This is a genomic window from Ktedonobacter robiniae (assembly GCF_016587375.1).
In the GTDB taxonomy this organism is placed as follows: domain Bacteria; phylum Chloroflexota; class Ktedonobacteria; order Ktedonobacterales; family Ktedonobacteraceae; genus Ktedonobacter; species Ktedonobacter robiniae.
The window spans coordinates 390423-408406 of the sequence record NZ_BNJG01000001.1 but is presented as its reverse complement, the minus strand read 5'-3'; the positions used below and the strand labels follow the sequence as shown (position 1 = coordinate 408406).

Annotated in this window: 12 protein-coding genes; 7 read left to right on the top strand and 5 right to left on the bottom strand. The window is 53.9% G+C overall.

All coding sequences use genetic code 11. From position 1 onward, the window contains the following. Nucleotides 1–17: 17 nt before the first annotated feature. From JMJ04_RS01655 to JMJ04_RS01635, 5 genes are all read right to left on the bottom strand, one after another. Nucleotides 18–1100 (bottom strand): lactonase family protein, encoded by a 1083-nt coding sequence (locus JMJ04_RS01655; RefSeq protein WP_201368831.1) that lies wholly within the window; start codon nt 1098–1100, stop codon nt 18–20. A gap of 113 nt (nt 1101–1213) precedes the next feature. Beyond that, nucleotides 1214–3775 (bottom strand): serine/threonine-protein kinase, encoded by a 2562-nt coding sequence (locus JMJ04_RS01650; RefSeq protein ID WP_201368830.1) that lies wholly within the window; start codon nt 3773–3775, stop codon nt 1214–1216. A 159-nt stretch (nt 3776–3934) separates the two neighbouring features. Beyond that, entirely contained in the window at nt 3935–4669 is a 735-nt protein-coding gene (locus JMJ04_RS01645) for a CHAP domain-containing protein (protein WP_201368829.1), read from the bottom strand. Between the two features lie 113 nt (nt 4670–4782). Next, nucleotides 4783–5628: a CHAP domain-containing protein gene (locus tag JMJ04_RS01640; protein ID WP_201368828.1), complete on the bottom strand. Its 846-nt coding sequence runs from the start codon at nt 5626–5628 to the stop codon at nt 4783–4785. A gap of 79 nt (nt 5629–5707) precedes the next feature. After that, nucleotides 5708–6040 (bottom strand): RNA polymerase sigma factor, encoded by a 333-nt coding sequence (locus JMJ04_RS01635; protein WP_201368827.1) that lies wholly within the window; start codon nt 6038–6040, stop codon nt 5708–5710. A 636-nt stretch (nt 6041–6676) separates the two neighbouring features. On the opposite strand from JMJ04_RS01635, the gene JMJ04_RS01630 reads away from it, so the two are divergent. The 7 genes from JMJ04_RS01630 to JMJ04_RS01600 all read left to right on the top strand — a co-directional run bounded on the left by JMJ04_RS01630 (nt 6677) and on the right by JMJ04_RS01600 (nt 17957). Beyond that, nucleotides 6677–7795 carry a glycoside hydrolase family 18 protein gene (locus JMJ04_RS01630; protein ID WP_201368826.1) on the top strand — a complete coding sequence of 373 codons (1119 nt, stop codon included), beginning with the start codon at nt 6677–6679 and terminating at the stop codon, nt 7793–7795. A 366-nt stretch (nt 7796–8161) separates the two neighbouring features. Next, nucleotides 8162–10435, top strand: a complete 2274-nt coding sequence (locus JMJ04_RS01625) for a peptidase domain-containing ABC transporter (protein ID WP_201368825.1) — start codon at nt 8162–8164, stop codon at nt 10433–10435. Nucleotides 10436–10635: 200 nt separating this feature from the next. Next, nucleotides 10636–10833: a hypothetical protein gene (locus JMJ04_RS01620; protein ID WP_201368824.1), complete on the top strand. Its 198-nt coding sequence runs from the start codon at nt 10636–10638 to the stop codon at nt 10831–10833. Between the two features lie 51 nt (nt 10834–10884). Continuing rightward, nucleotides 10885–11079, top strand: a complete 195-nt coding sequence (locus JMJ04_RS01615; RefSeq protein ID WP_201368823.1) for a hypothetical protein — start codon at nt 10885–10887, stop codon at nt 11077–11079. Nucleotides 11080–11130: 51 nt separating this feature from the next. Next, nucleotides 11131–11334 carry a mersacidin/lichenicidin family type 2 lantibiotic gene (locus JMJ04_RS01610; protein WP_201368822.1) on the top strand — a complete coding sequence of 68 codons (204 nt, stop codon included), beginning with the start codon at nt 11131–11133 and terminating at the stop codon, nt 11332–11334. A gap of 141 nt (nt 11335–11475) precedes the next feature. After that, on the top strand, nt 11476–14604 hold the full coding sequence (locus tag JMJ04_RS01605) for a type 2 lanthipeptide synthetase LanM family protein (RefSeq protein WP_201368821.1): 3129 nt from the start codon (nt 11476–11478) through the stop codon (nt 14602–14604). Between the two features lie 56 nt (nt 14605–14660). Continuing rightward, complete coding sequence (locus JMJ04_RS01600) at nt 14661–17957, top strand: type 2 lanthipeptide synthetase LanM family protein (protein ID WP_201368820.1); 3297 nt, start codon at nt 14661–14663, stop codon at nt 17955–17957. Nucleotides 17958–17984: the final 27 nt, after the last annotated feature.

Sequence of the window (17984 nt, the reverse complement as noted above, 5' to 3'; positions counted from 1 at the left end):
GGTCAAACTCGCATAATCTAGCTCTCTCTGCTCACAAATTGTATGCATGATGCCCCTGGAACGGCAACTCTGGCCATAGGTTCTCCGAGGGCTTGTTCGCTCTCTATTACTGGGAGGAGCGTGATCTCGCCGCTATACTGGTTCGCGACCAGCAAGAATCGCCCGTTGGGCGCGAGGGCGAAGTTGCGGGGCCAGTTGCCACCAGTGGGCGAAGTTGCCAGGCGCTGCCACTCTCCATCTGGGGCAACGGCAAAGGCTGCGATGCTATTATGGCCTCGATTCGAAACATAGAGCCGTTCGCCTGAAGGAGCAAAGTGAATATCGGCGACCGCACTCTCAGGGGCGCCTGACGGTAGCGTTTCGAGTACCTGGCGTGCCTCGAGGTGACAGTCTTCCACGGTGTAGTCATAGATGACTATGGTGTTATCTAGTTCGCATGCGACCGCGAGTTGTGGACGCTGGGGATGAAAAGCCATATGGCGAGGACCGGCTCCAGGCCGGGCGTGAACCTGTGCGTGCGCTTTGAGGGTTCCTTTGACGGGATCAAAGGCATAGATGACAAGCTGATCAATTCCCAGGTCTGCCACGATCAGAAAGCGGTTATCAGGCGTAAAAGTTGCCGAGTGCGCATGTGGACCCTCCTGTCGCTCTGGATTTGGTCCGCTCCCATGGTGTTGGATATGCTCGCTCATTGCGCCAAGACTGCCGTCATCCTGAATGGGAAAGACAGCGACCGTTCCGCTGCCATAGTTGGATACGACCAGCCACTTGCCGCTGGCATCCAGCGCCAGGTGACAGGGCCAGTTGCCGCCGCTGGCCTGGCTGTTTAAGAGGGGCGAAGTCGCCTGCGCGCCGATGTTGTCCAGTGCCAGCCCCCAGACCGCTCCGGCCTTGCCATCTACCTGTTCACTCTGTTCACTTACCGCATAGAGCCAGCGCTGGTTGGGGTGAGCGAGAATAAAGGATGGATGTGCAATGCCAGCAGAGGACCCTTTGGCCGTCAATATTCCAGTTGTCATGTCAAAGGTAAAGGCATGGATGCCGGGTGCATCGGGAGTGGCATAGCTGCCAACATAGACTGTATAGCGGGAATTTGTCATTTAATACTCCTAAGCCGTGGATGTGTGAAAGTGCGTCATATCATCACAGGCGGCATGCTTTCTAAGAAAGTATTATGCCACACTGCCTGACTGCTTTGTGTAACATCTACTGGTTACTTGCTTCTGCTCTGTTGTTCGACCAATACATGCGACGACATCATTAGTTGCTCGGCCTGCTGATACGCTGCCTGCGCGTGCTCCACATTACCCAGCATATCGTAGACCTGCCCCAAGTGTTTCCAGGCATCTGTATCTTCGGAGTTGATAGCCAGGTAAGTTTGGTAATCCGCTACGGCCTCAGTAAAATGCGCGAATTCTCGCTGGCTCTGTGCTCGGGTCAGATAGGCTTCAGCAAGCTCTTCATCCAACGTGAGCGCCTGGGTGCAGTCGGCAATGGCCTGCGCATAATTGTGCGCTTGATATGAGGATGTGGCGCGTGTCTGCCAGTTGGCAGCATCATCTGGGTTTCTTTCAATCAACTGGCTGAAAGCCTGGTAGGCCCTGTCATTCTGACCGATTGCCAGAAAAACGTTTCCGCGCGTCTGACAGGGGAGATAGTGCCCGGGATCAAGCGTGCTGGCTCTGCGACAATCGACGAGCGCGCTATTATAGTGCTTCATCTCCAGGTTGCACAGGGCCCGCATGGCGTAGGCAAAGGCGTTATGGGGATTGAATTTAAGTGCTCTGCTATATTGCTGGTGTGCGGAGACAAAGCGGTCGTTATACGCGGAACACGATGCCAGTTGAAACCAGGCCTCGGAGAGCGTTGGATGGTGCTGAATGACGCGTAGCAACATGTCTCGAACCAGGTCGTTTCCCCCCAGTTTGAGAAGCAGTGAGGTGAACTCAGACCAGTACTTTGTATTTGTCGGATCGAGTTCAAATGCTTTCTCAAATTCCACCAGCGACTGTTCGTATTGCCCTATGGTATACAACAGCAGAGCGCGCTCATGATAGGCACGTGCGTAGGTTGGACGAACCTTCGCTGCCTGCGAAAGCTCTTCTAACGCACGTGAGTAATCCTCGAGCTTGATAGAAATGCAACCAAGAAGATACCAGCCATCAGCAGATGCTGGCTCCAGTTCCAACGCCCGGGTAAAAGCGATACGAGCCTGCTCATACTCTTCGAGATCATAGGAAATCCCACCCAGTGCGACCCAGGTGTGAGTATCATGCGGGTTTATTTCTTGTGCTCGCTTGATGCTAGCCAGTGCCTCTTCGTGCCTGCCAAGACTATGCAATAACATTGCCTGTTCGTTGTGTGCGAGAACCAGGGTTGGTTCCAGTTCCAGGGCTTGCTGGATATTGTCCTGCGCCTCCTGAAGTTCGCCAAGTTCACGATAAACTGAGGCCCGATTGGCATACGCGAGGGCGAAACGTGGGAAAAGCGTGATGGCCTGCTGAAAGTCCGCGAGCGCAGCCTGGAACTGCTCCAACCTTTGATAGGCATAGCCGCGATTATTATACATAACGGCGTCCGCATCATCACGCTCAAGGATGTGGGTTTGGTCGGCGATGGCCTGCTCAAATTGTTCCAACTTGTGATAGACCAGGGCGCGATATTTATACGCGACTTGTAGGTCGGGAGCCATCTCAATCACATGGTTCAGATCTTCTAGCGCCGCAGCGTAGTCTTTGAGCTCATATTTGATCATACCCCTATGGGCATAGGCCTCGTAGAAACGGGGATTGAGGGCTAGTGCACGACTACAGGCCTCTTTGGCCTCCTCGTAGCGTTTGGCGTCATGGAGCACCAGTGCCTGATCGGCCCAGAGCTGGGCATTGGCTTCTTGATCCCAGCCAATGGGCAGCGCATAGAAATCTGCTTTGACCTGATTGGCTTCTACCAGGGCATCTGCGAAGGCCATGACGTTGGGATAACGCTCATCGGGGTTTATCGCCAGGGCTCGCATGATTACCGCTTCGATGCCGGCGGGCAGATCAGGAACCTGGTCGCCCAACGGTATGGGCGGCGTTGCTCCCTGGAAATACGCGGCAAACTGGTGAGTCGATCCATAAAAAGGAAAGTTGCCGCTTAGCCAGTTGTAGACGGTCACGCCGAGGGCGTATTGATCGCTGTTGGGGACCGGAGACCCGAAGAACTGCTCAGGTGCCATATAGTATAGAGTGCCGGAGAAGCGGTAGGGATCATCGGGATCACCATCACCTTTGTGCGTAAGCGCTGCCAGCCCAAAGTCACTGAGCAAGATTTCCTCGTTGACACCGAACAGCATATTTTGTGGCTTCACATCACGATGAATTACTCCCATCTCGTGGGCGTAATGCAGTGCTGACGCGATCTGGCGTACGCGTGAGACAATTAAGGCCAGCGGGAAAATCACTCCCAGAGGATAGCGCCGCGCAAAGGCTCCGTAGGAGCAGCACTCCATCGCCACATACGGCGTTTCGCCTTCCAACTGTCCATCCAGCACATGCACAATATAGGTGTGTTGCATTTGTTGCAATATACGAAATTCCTGCTGAAAGGCTACGACCGCCTCTGCATAGGCTTCTTTCTCTTCCTCGTCGTCATCAGAGAACGTATGGAGTACTTTGAGAGCGACCTGAGTCTGCTTTGTGGTGTGTTCCGCGAGAAATACCTTCCCAAAGCCGCCTGAACCAATCTGGCGTTTGAGGCGATAGGGGCCGATCTGAGAATCAATGGCCGTGAGCATTCTCTATCCTCCACAACGCTGCTTAAGGCAGAAGCGTTCCTGCCTGGTTTTTATCTTTATATGCAGAAATATTGTAAGGTTGATTTAGAAAACTCGTCAAGGGCTGCTTACCCTCTTGCCAGGCCTGGCATCTCTTTTTATCACGTGAAAAGAACATACCTACGGTAAACTAATGAAGGCTACCCTGGGATAGTTTGGATATGAAAAATTCCAGTTAGAAAGCTGACCAAAGCCTCCCTGCCAGTTGTACTGGCTGATATACACAGTATGGTCCGTGTTAATCTTCTCCACGATGGCTACATGGCCATAGGCACCTGCCCCCTGAACGTTAGGTTGCAGTACAAGGATCGCGCCGACAGTGGGTTGGGCGGAAACTTTCCAGCCATAGCGCTGTGCTTGCCCCAACCATTCCCAGGCATTGCCTGGCCAGGGAACCCACACCATGTGTATTTGGTGGAAACGGAAGGCCGCCCAGTAGGTGCATTGTCCCTGGAAAAAATGATTACCTGTACCATCTAGGATCGGGCCTCCATTCACTCCAGCATATGACTGATTGCCTCCATCAAAGCCATCTTGGGTCACCGCTGTCGCTGTTGCAGCCTGTTGAGCTAACAGCGTTGAATTGTCGTTCTTGGAGTCAAAGAGATGGCTAACGCTGTTGAAAACATTCCCAGAGCCAGTTTCAGCCTGTCCACTCGTTGTTGCTGCAAGCAGCGTCACGGCGAGAAGCGTGATGAAAAGCGAAGTAACTGTGACCTGGATAATGATGCGCTGCCCTTGCGAGTGACGAGGTGGGGGACTCTTAGTATTTGTTGGTTTGATGGCAACAGGATCGCGTAATGCGGTGGTATGGCTTGCTCTGCGAGGCTCCGAACTGAAGAGTGAATCCTTCATTGTTATTGCTCACATCCTTGTTGTTGCATGAACGGTGGACGTAGAGTGCATGCCTGGCGTGACTATAGCACACACGCCAGGCTGGTTGGTATAAAGCTCATTACGCGCAATAATTAAGGGTGCCAGATAAAATAGACACCCGTCCCAACGGTGAAATCGGCGTATGATAAAAGATTTAAACCGCCTCCATTGATGTACCAATCCATGTTGCTGGTGTGTATCGTTGTAGAACTGCTGGTGGTGCCAAGAGTCTCGACCACCCCGACATGTCCATGTTCGCCTGCACCCTGTACAAATGGCATCAGTACGATGATAGAGGGAAAGTGTGGTGTTTGTGAAACCTGCCAACCTGCGGCTTGTGCGCCAGAGACCCATTGGTTCGCGTCGCCGTGCCAGGCTATCCAGTAACCAGTTAATTGATGATAGCGACGATTGGCCCAGTAGGTATCATGTCCAACGGGCCAGTCAAGAGACTTTTCTCCAGTTGAGGACGATTGACCTCCTTGTGTCCCAGGAGTTGTCCCCTTCCTTGGCGAAGGAGTGACTGCTGTGATGGCGATCTTATCCCTATGCCCTGTGCTAGTTTGTGCGCGAAAATAACTTGAGACCAGTCCCATGCTTCCAACGATAACTATCAGGAGTATCGCTGCTACCAGTACGTTCACTAATTGTCTCAGCCGACCTACCTTCTTTGAGGCGACTTTCAGATGTCCTTCTCTTTTTATCTCACTGGTTGGGTAAATGAACACGTTCATGTTCTCTTCTCGCAATGATGGCTGCTCCTGTTGAATGCGCTCCCAGGCATGTGCGAGGATGTGTGTGCTACGCGCACTCATCAAGCTATAGTGATTGCGCAAATCATCCAGCAGTTGTGCGTCTTCGGATGAAAGATGGTGGAAGTATTGTTCGATATCTTTCTCTTCTTTTTCTGGGTGAAAGTCTGGATTATGTTCTGTCATTGATCACCTCGCCGTTTTTGTGTAGATGATTCGTAGGTGTTTGAGCGTACGAAAGAGGAGCATTCTGATGGCTCCCTCATTACAAACGATTCTCCGGCGTCAGAGCCGTGTCTGCAAGAACGGCTTCGATTGTCTCTACATGGAGCGGGAGGCTAGCTTGCCGTTTGAGGCGGCGGAAGTAATCCGCCGCCTTATTGTGTGCAACTTTCCACAGCCAGCGTTCTTGCTCTTCCTCAGAGATGACTCGAAAACGCTGATTTTCCAGAGCAGACAAAAAGACCTCGACAAGAAGATCTTCAGCGTCATCCCAGGCAGCGGTCTGCCGATAGAAATAGGCGAGAATGGCAGGCGCCTGCCGTTTATAGAGTAGTGCGCTTCTATCCTGCTCTATTACAGTGAATCCTTTCTTCATTGTTTCCCTACCTTTTGAGATCTCTCCTTTCTATCGCAAAAAATGGGAAATTATAACATTCGAAAAATATGCTTTTTCTCCCTAAGGCGTAAAAGATCAAGTGCCAAAACTTACCGTTATGAGATCTTGTATGGTGGTATAGATATATTGACCTTATGCTTAGAAGCATGGTATGCTTTCCCTAGAGATTATTTTGCATGATGTGAGCGAAATGCCAGGTGAACAAGTACGCATGAAGCGGAAAGGCCTCCAGGCAAGAGCTTGCTAACAGAAAATGCCGCGTTTGCTAGATATTTCAAGGAGGAAATATGTCTATTCCTTTCCCAAAAATCCCCCTTTGTTTCCGTTCCTCTCTTCCTTTTCGCCGGTGACACCGTCTCGCTGGGCGGAACTGGCACGATTACTCACATTGTCAACACAACTGGCGGTCCATCGAACTCCAGCACCAATGTCGCTGATCTGGTCATCTACCCCTAAGCTGGTTCGCATCGGCTCAACAGTAGCTATCCAGGGTGATACCACCTCGGATAGCGAATGGGTACGCCACGCAGCTGGAGGTTGCAGGACCTCTTTTCGCTTCATTTTATGAACGTTTTGTTTGATGTATGCAAATCCTTTATTTTTGAGGAGGAGAGAATGCCACACAAAAAGCTCGTAGCTCATGTACTAGGCATCTGTACGGCACTGTTTCTGCTCTTTATCCACGTTCCTCTTAGTAAAGCCTCATCCCATGTAGGAGCTGCCACTTCTACCCCGATCTCGGTCTATGGTGCCTGGCAGTGTAGTAACGATGGATGTCTCTGGGGAACGGTACGTAGTGTGACTGAGTTCGATAGCAAAAATCATTGGCTTATTGATCGAGGAGATGGTGTTCCCTCTGTAAATCTGGTGGTCTTGAGTTTCGTTCAACCGCTCAAATTGCTCAATAAGACCACAGATACGCAAACAACGCAGGGTCTCCCCATTGGCATGACAGCAGACATCGTGAACTATTTCAAGAGTCATAATATCCGTGTCATGCTCTCCATCGGCGGGATTACCTATGTCAATGCTTGGAATCAGGCACTTACCACCAATCCCACCCAGTTAGGGCTTAACGCGGCAGCGGTCGCTCAACAATTGGGAGTGGGCATCGAGATTGACTATGAGGAGTCAAGCTCACCCAATTTGACGGGGCTGCAAGCGTTCATTGATGCCTATCGTTCTGTAGAGCCCTACGATGCGACGGGGAGCAACCCCGCGGCGCGCTTGACTATTGATCTGGCTGCTGGCGATCGGTGGCTGATAGGCTTGACGACGAAGGCGACCACTTCCTGGCTTACAACTTCGACTCCTGTACTTGATTATGCCAATGCCATGGTGCCGAGCAGACAACCAAGCAGTGCAAACAGCGCCGAGGCGAACTGGCAAGAACATATTGATGGGAAGCCTCAGTATAGCCCCCCGATTCCCCCGCTTGCTCCAGCCAAGTTCACCGGAGGTCTCTATATTACCAGTGCCAACGGGGCCGTTCAGCCGGAATGCTACCATTTTAGTGGATCGCTCATAGATACCACTGGCAACTATGTGCATTCGGTGGCTCCTAACGGAGCAGGGACCACGAGTGGGATGCTGGGCTATATGTTCTGGGCCGCCGAGTGTCCTTCAGCGCGGGGTGCCTGTACGACCCCTCCAAATAGCTGCGAAGGAGGAGTAGGCGTAGGGGGTCAGACCTATACCATTCCTGTCCCCATGTCTCAACTTCGGCAGGGATGAGGAAACCAGCTCAGAAAAGATGAGCTTGCCCCCTTTTAATGAAAGGTGTGAGAAGACATGAGAGTGTCTTCTCACACTTTGAGCGCTCACTGAACATAACGATATACATGCAGTTTGGTGGTGCGTGCTCGGACGCCACTAAGGTGCAATGGTCCTGATAGCGAGACAGCAGCGAGGAGCTTGCCTGGCATCGCCCCTCGCCACGTTAGAGAAACCAGTAATTCTACCGGCTTTGTCTCCTCCTGGCTGGCTATATCCCCAGTTTCATGAACCAGTAATTCTACAGGCGGAATTTGCCGTTTTTTGCGTTAGACTTTGAAGGTACTCGAGAGCGAACGAAAGAGCAAAAAGAGGGAATGCAGTACCATGTCAGAGGAGAAACGCGGCATCTTTCGCCGGGCAGCCTTGGAGCATTATACGCGAAGAAGGGAGAAAGATATTCTCCTTCGCGTTGCCTCGCCACCCGCGATTCTGTTTAAGTTTCGGCGGCGCGTACCGGTACGTATGCAGATGGGAATGGTAGAGTGTGGCGCCGCCTGCCTGGCTATGATTCTCAGCTATTACGGACGCGTAACCACTGTCGCGGAGGTCGTGGAGCGTTGTGGTCCGGGCCGAGATGGCCTCTCTGCCTCTGCTATTGTAAGCGTGGCCCGTTCCTATGGCCTGCGTGTACGTGCAGTCAGCGTTTCTGAGCAAGAGGTTCGTTTTCTGCCCTTACCAGCCATTATTCATTGGAACTTTAATCATTTCCTGGTTGTTGAACGCTGGTCAGCTACCGCTCTGGACGTAGTCGATCCCTCTTGCGGGCGAACCCGTGTCTCCATGAAGGAGTTTCAACAGAGCTTTACGGGGATCGCCATCCTGCTAGAACCAGGGTCCGATTTTTCCCGTCAGGGCTCTGATGTGAGCGTAAGGTTGCGCGCCTATGCCAGAAAATATGTACAACAATCACCTGTAGCACTTCTCCAGATTATCGTGGCCTCGTTGCTGCTTCAACTCTTTGGCCTGGCGATTCCCGTGCTGACCAAGGTCGTGATCGACCAGGTTATCCCTCATACGTTGCGAGACCTTCTGGTGTTGCTGGGTAGTGGCCTGGGCATTCTGTTGCTCGCGCAACTGGCGACGACGTTCCTGCGTGGCTCGGTTTTGCTCTACTTGCAGACACGCATTGACAGGCATATGATGCTTGACTTCTTTGAGCATCTCCTGGCGTTGCCGCAGCGCTTCTTCCAGCAACGGTCCAGCGGTGATATTCTCGCGCGCATGAATAGCAACCTGGTTATTCGCGAGACGATTAGTAACCAGCTTATCTCAACGGTACTCGATGGCAGTTTTGCCATTGTCTATTTTATCATCTTGTTATCTCAATCTCCAGGTTTCGGTCTTCTGGTGTTGGGCATTGGCGCGCTCCAGTTTCTGCTCTTACTGGCGACAAACCGTCAGGTACGCGGCCTCTCGCATCGTGAGTTGATGGCTCAGGGGAAGGCGGAGGGCTATATGGCAGAGGTGCTGGTTGGCATACAGACGCTCAAGTCTATGGGCGCAGAGCAGCAGGCACTTGAGCGCTGGTCCAATCTCTTCTATGAGCAGATGAATATATCCGTGCGGCGTAACATGCTTTCAACGATCATTAATGCGATCCTGACCACGGTACGCGTCTTCGCGCCTGTTGCCTTGCTCTGGTTTGGAACCTGGCAGGTGCTTGCCGGTACGCTGCAGGTCGGCACTATGCTGGCCTTGAATGCTCTTAGTACCGCCTGCCTCATTCCCTTTGTCACCCTGGTGACGAATGGGCAGAGCCTGCAACTTATTCACTCGCACCTGGAGCGCATCGCCGATGTAATGGAGACCGCGCCAGAACAGGAGGGACATACGGTGGCGCTTCCCCCGCGTTTGACGGGTAGTGTGCGCCTCGAAGATGTCTGTTTTCGTTATGATATGCACGCGCCGCAGGTGTTACACCATATCAATGTGACCATTAGTGCGGGCCAGAAAGTGGCCATCGTGGGGCGTACAGGATCGGGCAAGAGCACGCTGGGAAACCTGCTCCTGGGTCTGTATCTGCCGACGCAAGGGGAGATTCTCTTCGACAACAGGCCGTTACATACGCTGAACTACCAAGCGGTACGCTCCCAATTTGGGGTCGTGATCCAGTCGTCGAACCTCTTTAGTGGTTCGATACAGGATAACATTACCTTGAATAGGCCAGGGATTGATCATGACGCAGTTGTCAGGGTCGCGCGCCTGGCAGCCATCCACGAGGATATTGTACGCATGCCCATGGGCTATGAGACCTATGTAGCTGAGGCGGGTAATGCCCTCTCGGGCGGCCAGCGCCAGCGGATAGCGCTTGCGCGTGCCCTTCTGAATTCACCAGCGCTACTTCTGCTTGATGAAGCCACGAGCGCCCTGGATGTCGCGACCGAGCATCTCATCGAGCAAAACCTGCGCGAGCTGGCTTGCACACAGATTATCATCGCCCATCGTCTCAGTACCATTCGCAATGCCGACCTGATCCTGGTTCTTGAACAGGGGCGCGTGATTGAGCAGGGAACCCATGAGGCGCTGCTCCGGCAAGATGGCTACTATGCGCAATTAATTGAGCACCAACTGGCTCATGGAGCACTGAGAAACGAGTAACTCCGGGCATTCCGGTGTGAATGGAAACGCGTTCTGTGACACCGTCTTTCGCTTAAGCACCTTTTTAAGCAACTATGATGACGGGTTGTGCGTAAGACATTCTGCCGTTGCCATAGATTGGTATCGCATCTAGAAATATGTTGCAGAAGAGTGACAGAAACTGTGCGAACCTCAAAAAATGCGGAGAAAGGAGGTGAAAAATGAGTATTGAAGAGATCATCAAGGCGTGGAAGTCTGAAGAGCAGGCTCTTGAGGCAAGCGTTCCGGCGAACCCGGTGGGCCAGGAACTCACGGAAGAGGAGCTTCTGGAGGCGATTGGTGGGATGATGTGTACAATGACCTGTCTTGATAGTATAGTGTCTTGCCGCCCTTATGGCCCTACCAGGATTCTGCCCTAGTAAGTAGCGTACTTTGGTAAAGCCAAATAAAACAGAAAAGGAGCAGCCGCAATGAGTATTGAAGAGATCATCAAGGCCTGGAAGTCTGAAGAGGAAATGCTGGATGCTGATACCCCGGCGAACCCGGTGGGCCAGGAACTTACGGAAGAGGCATTGCAGGAAGTGGTCGGAGGAATGCCATGTACGATGACTTGCCTTGACAGTTCACTGGACTGCCGCCCTGGCCCTACCAGGATCCAGCCCTAGTAAGTAGCGTACTTTAGCAACGCAAAATTAAAACAGAAAGGAACAACCGCAATGAGTATTGAAGAGATCGTCAAAGCCTGGAAGTCCGAGGAGATGGCATTAGAGGCTCATATCCCGGCGAATCCGGTGGGTCAGGAGCTCACGGAAAAGGAGTTGCAGGAAGTGGTCGGCGGGATGCGCTGTACAGTAACCTGTGAAGAAACTTCATTGGTTTGTAACCCCACCTGTCGCCTCTCATCGTTAGTGAATAACTGATCCCAACTTTTACACCTGCTTCCTAAGCTTAAGGAGGAGGGGCCGTTGCATACCATGCTGGCGGTCCTTTCTCCAGGCGTGCCTGCTTATCACCTGTATTGTATAACCCTCTCTTTGTAGAGAAAGGATGGGCCATGACCAATGCCTCTCTCCCACTCTGATCTGCATGCCATAGTGCGTGCCGCCAGTACGCTTGCCGAGAGGCAAAGCAGTGGCTTTATCCCAGACGAGGTGCAGGAAGCTGCGCGCTTGCCGCACCTGTGTGAAGATCTTCCTCTCCCTGCCTGGGCCGAGCTTTTACAGGACATTGTGCAGTATATAGAGACCGTTCCCGCCGAGAATTACCTCGGAGAGCAGGGCCAGTGGTATAAAGCGAATGGTGATAAGCCTTCTCCCTTCGTAGAGCTCTTGCTCCCCTTTGTGATCGTTGGGCATCAGCGCTACGCTGAGCAGTCTGGCCTCTCGTATCATTTGCTCACTCAGGAGGCTCATACTAGCCTCAAGCTACACCTGCTCCAGGCGCTCACTTCGCTATCAGTGCAGGCGCTCTATACCGAATTCTCCAGCCAGTATAGGCAGCAGGCTCAACCTCTTGATGAGCAGGGATTCTATCAGCAGTTTCTCCAGCAAGCCGCACGAGGTGAATTGGCAACCTTTCTATGTACTTATAGCGTCCTGGCTCGCCTCCTGGCTACAACGGTTGAGGCCTGGACCGACAACGCCTGTGCATTTATCAGGCGATTTGCAGATGACCAGGAGCTTCTCCAGCAGCAGTTTGCAGATGGACAAGCACTGGGCCAGGTTGTTGCTCTCCATCCTGCCTTCTCTAATCCCCATCATGGCCGGCGTATGTCCATGGCCTTGACCTTTGCCTCGGGTCGCAAGCTGGTATATAAACCCAGGGATGTTGGCATGGAGGCGAGCTACTTTGGCCTGCTTGCCTGGTGTAATGAGCAGGGCATAGAGCCTCCCTTCAAAATTGTGACGGTCGTACCACGCGGCTCTTACGGCTGGATGGAGTATGTCGCGTACGTCGAGTGTGAAAATGAGCAGGCGGGGCAGAAGTTCTATCGGCGCGCAGGGATACTGCTCTGCCTGGCGTATATGCTGGGAAGCAAGCAGTGTTTCTACGATCACATCGTCGCGCATGGTGAACATCCCGTCCTGATTGACGCGAGCGCTCTTCTCCAGCCGTGTGTCTCCCCAGAGCCACGAGAAATCCTTCCCGGCGCGAATTGGGAGGAGGGCACATATTCGGTTTTGCATACGGGCTTGCTGGCCAGTTGGGAACAGCTTACTCCACATGATGGATCTTCACGAGCCGGGGAGATGTATATGGATATCAGTGGCTTTGGTCGGAGCAAGGAGGCGGCTGCTCTCGTGCCTAAAGATGTACATGAGCACTGTCCCTTGCCGCTCAAATATGGGGTGGTGAAGATGCGTGAACGCGTGCATGTACCGAGGTATAATGGTCTCCCTTTGTGCCTGGAAGCGTATCGCGATGTGCTTGCTACGGGTTTTGTTGATATGTATCAGTGGTTGATGGGGAAACGTGAAGCCCTGCTTACCCCTGGAAGTCCTCTCTACGCCTTTAAGGGGCGGTTCGCGCGTTTCGTTTATCGCCCTGATCGGGCTTACCACGCGCTCTTTCAACAACTACTGCTCGCGGAGCACCTGTGCGATGAGGCGCAGCGACAGGTACTCCTGGAGTCGCCGCGCCGACATCCCATCCCTGTCGAGTACTACCTGTGGGAACAGGGGGATCTAGCGCACTGGCTGCCAGCGCAACGCGCCGAACAGGCGGCACTATTACGCGCAGATATGCCCTTTTTTACAGTGCCTACAGATGGTACCACGCTTTTTATTGACGAGGCACAATGCATTGCCAACTGTTTTTATCATTCCGGTTTTGCGCTGGCGTTTGAGCGACTGCGGAACTTTGATATTGAGGATATGCGCCGCCAGGAGGGATTCTTGCTTGGAACGCTGGGAGAGAAGCGTGTTGCGCGTATATATCACATCGACGGCGAGGAGCGCCAGGGAAGCCCTGATCTTGAACGTGAGGTGCTTATCAGGCAGGCACTGGCTATCGCGGAACGCATTGCGGAGCAGGCCATAGAATTGCCACATGGCTGTATCACCTGGCTTGCGCCAGAGTACCAGATGCGCTCCAGGCGCTATCAGCTCCAGCCAGTCCGTTATAGCCTCCTGAATGGCCTGAGTGGAATCGCACTCTTTCTGGCCGCTACCGCCAAACTTTCAGGAAATGGGACCTATTATCGCCTGGCGCAGGGAGCCACTCTCACGCTGCGTCAAGCGTTGCAACATGAGGGCGAGACGCTCGCGCATGAAATGGGTATTGGTGGCACGCTTGGCCTGGGATCGCTGGTCTATACGCTGACGCGCATCGCTCAATTTCTAGATCTACCAGAACTCTACGTAGTAGCGACCCAGGCCGTGAGCCTGGTGACGCGTGAACGCATCGCACGCGATCTCGCGCTCGATGTTATCGCTGGTTCAGCCGGGGCTATTCTCGGTTTGCTGGCGCTCTATGAGGTGTCGCATGACCAGGAGATTCTGGAACGAGCCATCCTCTGTGCTCGGCATCTTCTGCGCCAGCGGACGGCCAGTACCGTTGGATGCCTCGCGTGGCCAACGCTGAACAAGCGACACTCTACAGGCTTTTCGCATGGAACGGCTGGTATCGTCTATGCCCTGACCAGGCTCTACGAGGTCACGCATGATCCCGCTTTGTTAGAGGCGGGAAGGGAGGCCCTCGCCTACGAGGATGCAGCCTTTCTTCCCACCCTGGGTAACTGGGCCGAAGAACTCGTTGAAGAAGGAGCGGGTGAGCCAGTCGTGCTTTCAACCTGGTGTCATGGCGCTCCTGGCATTGGCCTCGCGCGCCTGGGTGGTCTGGGTTGTCTCGATAATGCACAGATTCGACGCGATATTGAGGTCGCGTTGGAGACCACACAGAAGGCGGGGATCTATGGTGACGACCACATCTGTTGTGGCAACTTTGGTCGCGTCGAGATCTTGTGGACAGCAGCTCAACGCCTGAAACGTTCTGACCTGGCGGATGCCGCGCTTAGGCAGGCGAAGGAGATATTGACCCGAGCACAGCGTAGAGGTGGTCTGGCCCTGAACGACCTGTTGCCGAAATGGGCGCCCAACCCGGTCTTCTTTCATGGAACGGCAGGTATTGGCTATACTCTCTTACGCCTGGCCTCCCCACGAGAACTCCCCTCGGTGTTGCTGTGGGAGTAGTCCACTCACGTAAAGTCATCCTGTCTTTTGTCTTGAAGGGAAAGAGGAACTAGCATATGGAAACTACCCCAGTCCAAACAGACCAGGCAACAAGTCCTTTGTGGCAGGCTCCTGGCTGGTATAACGCCGTGCTATTAAACGAGCGAAGTATGTCATGTTTACGTGCTGAGCCATCATCTGTGCCGGACCGGAGCAAGCTTGAGCAGGCCCAGAAGAAATTTCAACGCTGGCGAGACCAGGCGCCCTTCAATACAGGGACATTTTTCACCCAACGGCTGGAGATGGATGGCCTTACGGAAGAAGACCTGCTGACTCTGCTTGGCGAACCGCTTGAGTCTCTACAGGCCCGGCGCTCGCAACCCTATCCGCCTGAATGGTTGGTAGAATTGAGCAGCGCGCTTCTTGATCCTACGCCGGGCGAGGACATAGCGCGGTTGTTTGCCGAGGCGATGCCAGAGTCGGAGGCGGTTGCCTTCCTGTTGCCATTTACCTCACTGATGCGCCCGGGGATTGCGCGACTACGTGCGGGAATAGAGAAGCTTGCTCATGGCTCTCTCCCCTTTGATCAGCAGCGTATCATGGAGCTTCTTCTGCCGAACTTTGTCCAGCAGATTATGCCTAAAATAAGCAAGACACTGGTCCTGGAACTTAATATTGCGCGCCTACGAGGCCAGTTACAGGGGGAGACGCCGCAAGAGCGCTTCCATAGCTACATCCAGAGCCTGTGCCAACGTGAGCACCTGATCGCTTTTCTGCAGGAGTATTGCGTCCTAGCCCGACAATTTCTTGTAGCCATTGATCGCTGGGTGCTATGCAGCCTGGAACTCGTCTCGCGCCTCTATGCGGATTGGGACGAACTGCGTGCTCTCTTCTCTCCTCATAGCGAGCCTGGACCACTCGTCGAGATTGGGGGGAGCGCGGGCGATACCCATCGTGGTGGGCGCAGCGTCATGCTGCTGAAGTTCCGTTCTGGCTTGCAACTGGTGTACAAGCCAAAATCGCTGGCAATTGACGTGCATTTTCAACAACTGCTCCAATGGCTAAATGAGCAGGGTGAGGGGCCAGCGTTTCGTACCCTGAAACTTCTTGATCGCCAAACCTATGGTTGGTCGGAGTTTGTGACAACCCCTGAGTGCAGTTCTGAAGAAGAGGTAAAACGCTTTTTTGTACGGCAGGGGCGATACCTGGCTCTGCTCTATGCCCTGGATGCCAGCGATTTTCACGGCGAAAATGTCCTGGCCGCAGGCGAGCATCCTGTCCTGGTGGACCTGGAGGCGCTCTTTCATCCTCGCTGGATCCTCAATGAGGATGGCATGGCGAAGCGCCCAGCCTTCCACATTCTTGATCACTCTGTACGGCGTATCGCCCTGCTACCAGAGCGTTTCTGGTCCACAGAAGCCTTTGAGGGAGTTGATCTAAGCGGGTTAGGGAGTGGAGAGGGGCTGAGTCCTCACCCGGTTGCGCGCTGGGAAGACGTGGCGAGCGATGAGATGAAGCTGGTGCGTGAGCATATTGAGATGCGAGGCGGAAATAACCTCCCACGCCTCAATGGGCGTTCTATGCAGGCCGTTGACTACCTTGAATATATTGTGAGCGGTTTTCGCGCTATGTACCACTTCCTCGTGCGTCACCAGGAGCGTATTGCGCGTGAATACCTCTCGCTTTTCGCGCAGGATGAGATTCGCTTTGTGGCGCGCGCTACCAGGATCTATGGGATATTGCTTACCGAAAGCTTTCATCCCAATATGCTGCGGGATGCGTTGAAGCGCGAACGCTTCTTTGATGGTTTGTGGACAGAAGTTGAGCAACAACCACTCCTGGCCAGGCTCATTGCCGCTGAGCGCGCGGACCTCTGGCAAGGCGATATCCCGATGTTTACAACGCGTCCAGCCAGTTGTGATCTCTTCACAAGCCGAGGCGAGCGCATTCCAGACTTCTTTGCCACTTCGAGCCTGGACATGGTCAGGCAGCGCCTTGCGGCTCTCGATGAGGAGGACCTGGAGCGGCAAATCTGGCTGATTCGTGCTTCATTTGCCAGTGTACCGCTCACGGCTCTTTCCATCTCTGGTGGGCAGCCTACTACCGGGCAGGCGTGCCCCTTCCCTGAGCGTGAGAGGCTACTCAGGGCGGCGCAGGTGCTTGGAGATCGCCTTTGCGCGAGCGCGATTGTGAAAGACGATATGGCGGATTGGATTGGACTCTCCTTCGTGATGGATCGTGACTGGGGTGTGGCACTGGCTGGAGCCGATCTCTACAATGGCCTGCCGGGCATCATCCTCTTCTTGAGCTACCTGGGAGCGCTCACCGAGAACACGCGCTATACGGAGTTGGCCAGTCGTGCCCTCAAGACGTTTAGCTACGAGCTTGCCAGGCTTACAGCCTATCCCGACCGCTATTGCGTGGGAGGCTTCAATGGTTGGGGGTCAGGCATCTATCTCTTCACGCAACTGGCCATCCTCTGGCGTGACTCCACCCTCTTACAGGAGGCGGAGCGCCTGGTTCAGTTGTTTCCGGACGTATTGAAGAAGGATGAGCGCTATGACCTGGTGGATGGGAGCGCCGGTGGGATTGCCAGTCTGCTGAGCCTTTATGCCATGGCGCCGACAGCAGAGACACTGGCTATGGCTGAGCGCTGCGGCGATCATTTGCTAGCACAGGCTCAGCACAGCGCGCAAGGAGCAGGCTGGAAGACGCTGCGCCAGGAGGTCCCGCTGGCGGGTTTCGCGCGTGGAACAGCGGGTATTGTCTGGAGCTTGCTTCGCCTCTCGGAGGTGAGTGGTCAGCAACGTTTTCGGCAGGCTGCCCTGGCGGCACTTGCATACGAGCGTAGCCTGTATGTGCCGGAGGTGTGCAACTGGCGCGACCTGCGCAAGCAGCCAGGCTCCTCGGCACAGGCACAGAGGTATGGGATGTCGTGGGCGCATGGTGCCCCTGGGATTGCGCTGGGGCGGCTCGCATCCTTGCGCTACCTTGACGATAACACGTTACGTCAGGAGATCACCGCTGCGCTTGTTACCACCAGCGAGGAGGGTTTTGGGTATAGTCATGAGCAGATTGGCTCTAATCACTCCCTGGCCCATGGCGACGCGGGCAATCTGGAGGCGCTCTTGCAGGCTGGACGGATGCTGCGTGGTCCACTGGTCGAGGAATATAGCGCTCGACTGAACGTTGTCGCTACAAACTTGCTCAGGAGTATCGAAGCCGGTACAATCTGTCTGGGTACTCCACGCAACATTGAAGCACCAGGGCTGATGATCGGATTAGCAGGCATTGGTTACGCCTTGCTCAGGCTTGCCGACCCGGGATGGGTACCATCTGTGCTCCTCCTGGAACCACCCGCTACTACAATTTGATGAGATCCAAATGATGTCGTCTATCTG

Coding starts and splice junctions, on each gene's coding strand:
- JMJ04_RS01655 (WP_201368831.1), bottom strand. CDS start 1,100: ATGACAAATTCCCGCTATACAGTCTATGTTGGCAGCTATGCCACTCCC.
- JMJ04_RS01650 (WP_201368830.1), bottom strand. CDS start 3,775: ATGCTCACGGCCATTGATTCTCAGATCGGCCCCTATCGCCTCAAACGC.
- JMJ04_RS01645 (WP_201368829.1), bottom strand. CDS start 4,669: ATGAAGGATTCACTCTTCAGTTCGGAGCCTCGCAGAGCAAGCCATACC.
- JMJ04_RS01640 (WP_201368828.1), bottom strand. CDS start 5,628: ATGACAGAACATAATCCAGACTTTCACCCAGAAAAAGAAGAGAAAGAT.
- JMJ04_RS01635 (WP_201368827.1), bottom strand. CDS start 6,040: ATGAAGAAAGGATTCACTGTAATAGAGCAGGATAGAAGCGCACTACTC.
- JMJ04_RS01630 (WP_201368826.1), top strand. CDS start 6,677: ATGCCACACAAAAAGCTCGTAGCTCATGTACTAGGCATCTGTACGGCA.
- JMJ04_RS01625 (WP_201368825.1), top strand. CDS start 8,162: ATGTCAGAGGAGAAACGCGGCATCTTTCGCCGGGCAGCCTTGGAGCAT.
- JMJ04_RS01620 (WP_201368824.1), top strand. CDS start 10,636: ATGAGTATTGAAGAGATCATCAAGGCGTGGAAGTCTGAAGAGCAGGCT.
- JMJ04_RS01615 (WP_201368823.1), top strand. CDS start 10,885: ATGAGTATTGAAGAGATCATCAAGGCCTGGAAGTCTGAAGAGGAAATG.
- JMJ04_RS01610 (WP_201368822.1), top strand. CDS start 11,131: ATGAGTATTGAAGAGATCGTCAAAGCCTGGAAGTCCGAGGAGATGGCA.
- JMJ04_RS01605 (WP_201368821.1), top strand. CDS start 11,476: ATGCCTCTCTCCCACTCTGATCTGCATGCCATAGTGCGTGCCGCCAGT.
- JMJ04_RS01600 (WP_201368820.1), top strand. CDS start 14,661: ATGGAAACTACCCCAGTCCAAACAGACCAGGCAACAAGTCCTTTGTGG.